The following is a 5612-nucleotide window of genomic DNA, read 5'->3' as shown; positions in this document are numbered from 1 at the left end:
GACGAGGGCGGCCCGGCAGGCGGGACCAGTACCGAGGTCTGCGGCTGGACCGAGTTCGAGGTCGAGCTGGAGCACGGCCCGCCGACCCTGCTGGACCGCATCGAGGCCGTGTTCGCCGACGCGGGGCTGACCCGCTCACCGTGGCCCTCGAAGCTCTCCCGGGCTCTTGGCGAGTCCCGCCTCCAGGCCCCGACCGGTTCGGCCTCCGCCCAGGCCGCAGAATCGGCTGGAGCCCTCGTCATGGACGGCTTCCGGGCCCAGCTCGAGGCGCTCCTCACCCTCGATGCCGCCGTGCGCCGCGGCCAGGAGGACTCCGTACACCGCATGCGGGTCACCGCACGGCGGCTGCGCAGCCTGCTCAAGGCCCACCGGCGGCTCTTCCAGCGCGACCAGGCCGAGGTGCTGGCCACAGAACTGCGCTGGCTCGGGCGACTCCTAGGCCAGGCCCGCGACCAAGAGGTACTGGGCGAGGAACTGGTGGACCAGTTGGACGCGCTGCCCGCACACCTGCGTAGCGCTCTGCGCGGCCGGCTCACCGCGCGCTACGCCCAGGGCTACCGGCGCGCTTGGCAGCGGGCGGTCGCCGAACTCGACAGCGCACGCTACTTCGCCCTGCTGGAGCGGCTCGACGCCTTCGCCACCGACCCGCCACTGCGCCGTCGGGCCCACCAGAAGGCGCGTAAGTATCTGTCCGGCGTCCTGCGGCACGAGCAGCGGCGGGCCCGGAAGCGGCTCGACCGCGCTCTGCGCACCACACCGGGCCCGCAGCGCGACCAGGCGCTGCATCGCGCCCGCAAGGCCGCCAAACGCGCCCGGTACACCGCGGACCACGCACAGTCGCACATCCCGCACCGCACGGCGAAGCGAGTGGCGAAATTCGGCGCCCGGATGAAGCAACTGCACAAGGTGCTGGGCACTCACCAGGACACGGTGGTGGCCCGCCACGAGCTGGTCCGCCTCGAAAGCGAGGACACCGGTAGGGAGCGGCACGCCTTCGCCTACGGTGTGCTCTACGAACGCCAGCGGCACATCGCCGCCGCTGCGCGGTCACGCTTGCCGAAGTTGCGCCGCCGGGCGGGCCGCCGCAAGCTCACCCGGCTGCGCTGAACCTCCGCGCCGGCGTGCTACCAGTCACGCCGTGGTCTGCAGCCGCCTCCGGCCCGGCGGGTTTCCCGGGGCCGCGACCGAGTGCGGCCGACCCCGGGTGGTGAGCTGTCGCCCACCGGTCGGCAGGGGGAGGTTCAGGATTTCCCACGGCCGGTAACGAAGTCGCGGGCCCGGTCCACCAGACCCGCCCCAGGGGCGAGGATCTTGCTGGCCATCGGGGTGTCGGGGGCGGCGGGGTGCGGGCGGGTCGGCGCCATGGCCTTGGCCCGCCGGATCTTGTCGCCGAGATCGTCGAGCGCCTCGGGGGTACAGGCCTGGCGCAGCATCGGGAAGAGGTTGTTCTCCTCGTCTTGGACATGGACGGTGACCTCGTCCATGAGCTGCTGCAGCATCATGCTCATGTGCGCGTCGTCGGTGTTCATCTTCTCCAACTGCTTGAGGATCTTCTCGACGCGGGCGTGGTCGTCGAGCTCCTTGTCCGCGAGCCTGTCGCCGCCCTGGATGTGCTCGCGCACCGCCGGGTACAGGTACTGCTCCTCGGCGACCGAGTGCCGCACGAGCTCGATGGTGACCTCGTCGACGAGGTCACGCAGCTCCTGCCCGCGGCCGGTCATCGCCTGGAGCCGGCCGAAGATCTCCTCCACCTCGCGGTGGTCGGCCGTCAGCTCCTCGATCACATTCCCGCCATGTCCCATCGCGTATCTGTCCTTTCGCTGGTCCTGCCCGGGCCGAGTCCATCCCGCCCGGCAGGCAGTGATCCCCCAACTGGACAAACCATGTGAGCCCGACGCGAGCGCCTCACCCGGACGGAGGCGGTCAGCACCGTCCGTGCCGCGCCGGGCCGGGCCGGCCCATCGCGAGCATCTGTTCTTCAGATTCCCGGATTGCACCGGCGTCGCATCCATGCGAGGGACGACCGAGCCAGCTGGCTTCACGTGCACGGGCGTGCGAGCGTGCCGAGACCTGCGTTCGGGGTAGACGCCGCAGTGCATCCCCACGGGTGAGGAGTAGCCATGCCTGTCGGTTCGAGCAAGAAGCGTGAACGTCAGTACGAGCACATCAAGGAGAGCGCCCTGGACCGTGGCGAGAGCGAGAAGCGGGCCAAGGAGATCGCGGCCCGGACCGTGAACAAGGAGCGGGCACGGCACGGCGAGTCGAAGACCGCCAGCCGCTCCTCGACCCACGACATGTCCTCCTCCCGGCGCGGCGGACAGCGCTCGCACTCCGGTTCCGAAGGCCCCACCAAGGAGCAGCTGTACAACGAGGCCAAGCAGCGCAACATTCACGGCCGCTCGAAGATGAACAAGAAGCAGCTCGCCAACGCCCTCGGTCACTGATCGGGCCGACCGACCGCGGCAGTGGTGGTGGTTCGGCTGACCGGCGGGTCACGGATTCCAGGGACGATCCCGTGTCATGTGGTCCAGGCCGGTGAGCTGCAGGATGCGGGCGGCGAGCGACACCGGGGCCTTCATTCGGCGGTCGCCCGGACGTGGCGGAGCCCCGCACCGTGTTGGTGCGGGGCTCCATGGTTGGCGCGGTCGAGGGTCCTTCAGGCCGATGCCCTGGGTGACGGGGTTGTCGATGGTCGCGGTGTTCTACTTCTTCTCGGCCAGCGCCGCCGCCTGCTGCGCGGACGTGGCTTGCCGGATGGCGTCCTCGGCTGCCAGCGGCGTCGTCGGCGTCGGCCCCCGTTGCGGCCGCGCGGCGGCCGGTCAGACCTCGCCGGTCAGGTGCCGGGTCAGGCCGGTGAGTTTGAGGAGCCTGGTCACGGGGTGTCCGATGCCGCGCAGGATGAGCCGTCCGCCGCTGTGGTCGGCCTGGTTGCGGGCCTGGACGAGGGCGCCCAGGCCGACGCAGTCCATGAACGTCACCTCCGACAGGTCGAGCACGACTTCGCGGTGTGCCCGCAGCGCATCGGCCAGTTGGCGGCGCAGTGACGAGGCGGTGGCGAGGTCGATGTCGCCGCGCGCCGTCACTACGGCAGGTGCCGGGCTGTGGTCGTACATGGCGTGTGTCGCGGGCTACCAGTAGTGGGTTCGTCCGGCGATACCGTGGCCTACCGCGCCGAGGAGCCAGAGAATCAGGCCGAGAACGGCCAGGATGATGCCGATGGTCCACAGGATCGAGATGCCGGTGACGAAGCCGATGATGAGGAGGATCACTCCAAGGACGATCACGGTGGCCTCCGAAGGTTCAGATCTGTTTTGCGAATGCCCGCAGGTCGGGGCGGTGTGTTCAGCTGCTCAGCAGGCGGTTGAAGAAGCTGCGGTACTTCTGCAGGGCGAGCCGCAGCTCCTCGGTGTCGACCGGTTCCCCCTGGTTCCACTGACTCTCGAGCCGCTGCTTGTGGTCGGCGAAGGATTCGGCCAGTCGCCTCATGAGGTCGGCGACCAGTTCGTCGGCGGTGTGAACAGCCTCGCGGGGGTCGTCGACGAAGCGGGTCTGCACCTGCTGCCAGCGGGTGCGGAGCTCCTGCGCCTGGGCCGAGGGCAGTAGCGGTTCCGTCTCTTCCTGGCCGGTGGCGCCGCGGTCGGCGGCCTCTCCTTGCGCGGTCGTCTCATCGGGGGGCGTCGCCGTCTGCCCGCTCTCCGCGTCCGGTCTCTCGCCGGTGGCCTCGCCCGGGAAGACGGGCCGTTCCTGCCGCGTGTCGGGCGTGGCCTCGGATGTCGCCTCGGACGTCGTCCCGGGCTGGTCCATGGCGCCTGATTGTCGTTGTGTGCCGGTGGTCTCTGTTTCCTCGTCCTGTGTTCCGGTGGCGGCGATGTCCTCGGTCGTCATCCGTCCCGTGTCGTCGTAGCGCATTGGCTTCATTTCTGTCACCTCCGTGGCGAATCGTCGTCTCGCACGGCGTGCCCGCCGTCGAGGAGCGCCGTGAACAGCGCGCGGTAGTGCACCATCGCCCCGCGGGTTCTTCGGTGGTCGCGTCACCGCGACCGGCCTGGGCGTTGACCGCATGCGCGGCACGGTAGTGCTTCAGGGTGTTCGCGTGCTCGACGGACAGGTCACGCAGCCGCTGCTCGTAGTCCTCGGTGGGGTAGCCGCGCTCATGCATGAGCGCGGTGACCAGGCCATCGGCCCGCTGCACGGCCTCGCCGGGACGGTCGACGAACTCCTGCTGCACCCGCGTCCAGTCCCGCGCGTAGCGCTGTCTGGCGTCGGGTGCCAACGGCTTGATCTCCAACTGCTGGTGGCGCTGCTCGCGGCGGCGTAGTTCCTGCTCGGCGGCCAGTCGGCTGCCCGAGCTGCGAACGGTGCGCTCGTACTCGGGGCCGAACCGTTCCCGCAACCGGCGGCGACGGGCCACGAGCCACAACGCCCCGGCGATCAGAAGCAGCACGACCACAACGGGCACGATGATCGCTATGAGGGTCCCTGTCGACATCAGGTCCTCCTTGGTCCTTCAGTGACCTGCCGCCTTACCGGCAGCCGGCGACTCGAAACACCCGGGAGCCTTGGAACGCGGCGACGGCGAGCAGCGCGCCAAAGGTCGCGGCCCGCACCGGTGGACAAGAAGCGGGCCCGGCGCGGGGAGCCGAGAACAAGAAGCAGCTCGCCGGCCTCCTGTCACAGGGCGGCCAGGTGCGATTTGTCTGGTTTCGAAGGGGCGCATTTGTGCAGGGCCTCGGTCAGAGTCGGGAACACCCGGAACACGGTGTCGGTCTGGGTGATCTCCAGCACCCGTTGTGCCTGCGGGCTGGGAGCGGCAAGCACGAGGGGCACGCCCGCGGCGAGTGCGGCCCGGCGGGCGGTGAGCAGCGTGTGGAGGGCGCTGGTGGTGAACAGGTCGACGGCGTGCAGGTCGATCGCGAGGAGTGCGGGGCGCCGGACGAGGGCCTGGCGCAGTTCGTGGCGCAGTTGCTGTTCGTTGTCCATGTGGACGTAGCCGGCGATGGAGCAGATCAGGGCGTCGCCGATGCGGGTGGTGGAGGTCTTCATGTCCGGGGCAGGCATGGTGTGCCCTCCGGGCGGCCCGGGTTGAGGTGCTGGAGGCAAGTCGGCGTGGGGTGTGGCGGGGAGCCAGCCCGCGTGCTTCGCGCGTGGGGCTTGCCGGGGGCAGTGTCGGGTGTCGCGGGGTTCGTGTGCGGCGGGCCAGGGCCGCGCAGGTCCGTCGAGCACCTCGGTCACTTCGCCGGGCAGCCACACCTGGGGCTGGCCGCAGAGGTCACACGGTGGGGGTGGCGGCTCGGGTCGAGGTGCTGGAGGCGGGTCGGTGGCCATGGTGCTCGTCACCTTGTGCTGCGGTCGGGTGGGGCCAAGGTAGGGGCTGGCTTGTCGCGCCAGCGGGAAGCGATCCGCTCCAGGCTTTCCCACAGCTCGTCGGCGGTGTCCTGCCGGTAGTCCAAGATGCCCTGGCGTGATGCGCTGGCGGCGAGGTAGGCCTCGAGGCTGGCGGACCATGCGGCGCAGTGGCTCGACCTGACAGGTCTGGTCGCCGTTCTCACGGGGGCGGCCGATGCGGTCGTAGAGGAAGCCGGCGAGGGTTTCCAGGTTGTCGCGGGTAAGGC

General features: G+C 70.1%; 7 protein-coding genes and 1 pseudogene. 2 read left to right on the top strand and 6 right to left on the bottom strand.

Translation table 11 applies throughout. The annotated features are described in order from the left end of the window. Positions 1-1107, top strand: a 1107-nt coding sequence (locus ABD369_RS39880; protein ID WP_344641544.1) for a CYTH and CHAD domain-containing protein, incomplete at its 5' end; no start/stop codon positions are given. 134 nt (positions 1108-1241) lie between these two features. Here ABD369_RS39880 and ABD369_RS39875 read toward each other — a convergent pair. Next, positions 1242-1802: a hemerythrin domain-containing protein gene (locus ABD369_RS39875; RefSeq protein ID WP_344641543.1), complete on the bottom strand. Its 561-nt coding sequence runs from the start codon at positions 1800-1802 to the stop codon at positions 1242-1244. A 318-nt stretch (positions 1803-2120) separates the two neighbouring features. On the opposite strand from ABD369_RS39875, the gene ABD369_RS39870 reads away from it, so the two are divergent. Then, a complete protein-coding gene (locus tag ABD369_RS39870) occupies positions 2121-2444 on the top strand; it encodes a plasmid stabilization protein (RefSeq protein ID WP_344641542.1) in 324 nt (107 codons plus the stop codon). Between the two features lie 375 nt (positions 2445-2819). On the opposite strand, the gene ABD369_RS39865 is transcribed toward ABD369_RS39870, so the two are convergent. The 5 genes and pseudogenes from ABD369_RS39865 to ABD369_RS39845 form a co-directional block, all read right to left on the bottom strand. Further along, positions 2820-3113 (bottom strand): STAS domain-containing protein, encoded by a 294-nt coding sequence (locus ABD369_RS39865; protein ID WP_344641541.1) that lies wholly within the window; start codon positions 3111-3113, stop codon positions 2820-2822. Between the two features lie 15 nt (positions 3114-3128). Continuing rightward, positions 3129-3269: a DUF6131 family protein gene (locus ABD369_RS39860; RefSeq protein ID WP_344641545.1), complete on the bottom strand. Its 141-nt coding sequence runs from the start codon at positions 3267-3269 to the stop codon at positions 3129-3131. Between the two features lie 73 nt (positions 3270-3342). After that, on the bottom strand, positions 3343-3918 hold the full coding sequence (locus ABD369_RS39855; RefSeq protein ID WP_344641540.1) for a hypothetical protein: 576 nt from the start codon (positions 3916-3918) through the stop codon (positions 3343-3345). 5 nt (positions 3919-3923) lie between these two features. Continuing rightward, positions 3924-4489, bottom strand: a pseudogene (locus tag ABD369_RS39850) (hypothetical protein). A 182-nt stretch (positions 4490-4671) separates the two neighbouring features. Continuing rightward, positions 4672-5043 carry an STAS domain-containing protein gene (locus ABD369_RS39845; protein ID WP_344641539.1) on the bottom strand — a complete coding sequence of 124 codons (372 nt, stop codon included), beginning with the start codon at positions 5041-5043 and terminating at the stop codon, positions 4672-4674. Positions 5044-5612 lie beyond the last annotated feature (569 nt).

The organism is Kitasatospora cystarginea, from assembly GCF_039533515.1.
Lineage (GTDB): Bacteria > Actinomycetota > Actinomycetes > Streptomycetales > Streptomycetaceae > Kitasatospora > Kitasatospora cystarginea.
The sequence above is the reverse complement of the archived record's forward strand: the minus strand, read 5'-3'. Positions and strand labels throughout refer to the sequence as shown.

Excerpts from the sequence above, each read along its gene's own strand:
- ABD369_RS39855 (WP_344641540.1), bottom strand. The coding sequence starts at position 3,918 with ATGAAGCCAATGCGCTACGACGACACGGGACGGATGACGACCGAGGAC.
- ABD369_RS39845 (WP_344641539.1), bottom strand. The coding sequence starts at position 5,043 with ATGAAGACCTCCACCACCCGCATCGGCGACGCCCTGATCTGCTCCATC.
- ABD369_RS39870 (WP_344641542.1), top strand. The coding sequence starts at position 2,121 with ATGCCTGTCGGTTCGAGCAAGAAGCGTGAACGTCAGTACGAGCACATC.
- ABD369_RS39865 (WP_344641541.1), bottom strand. The coding sequence starts at position 3,113 with ATGTACGACCACAGCCCGGCACCTGCCGTAGTGACGGCGCGCGGCGAC.
- ABD369_RS39875 (WP_344641543.1), bottom strand. The coding sequence starts at position 1,802 with ATGGGACATGGCGGGAATGTGATCGAGGAGCTGACGGCCGACCACCGC.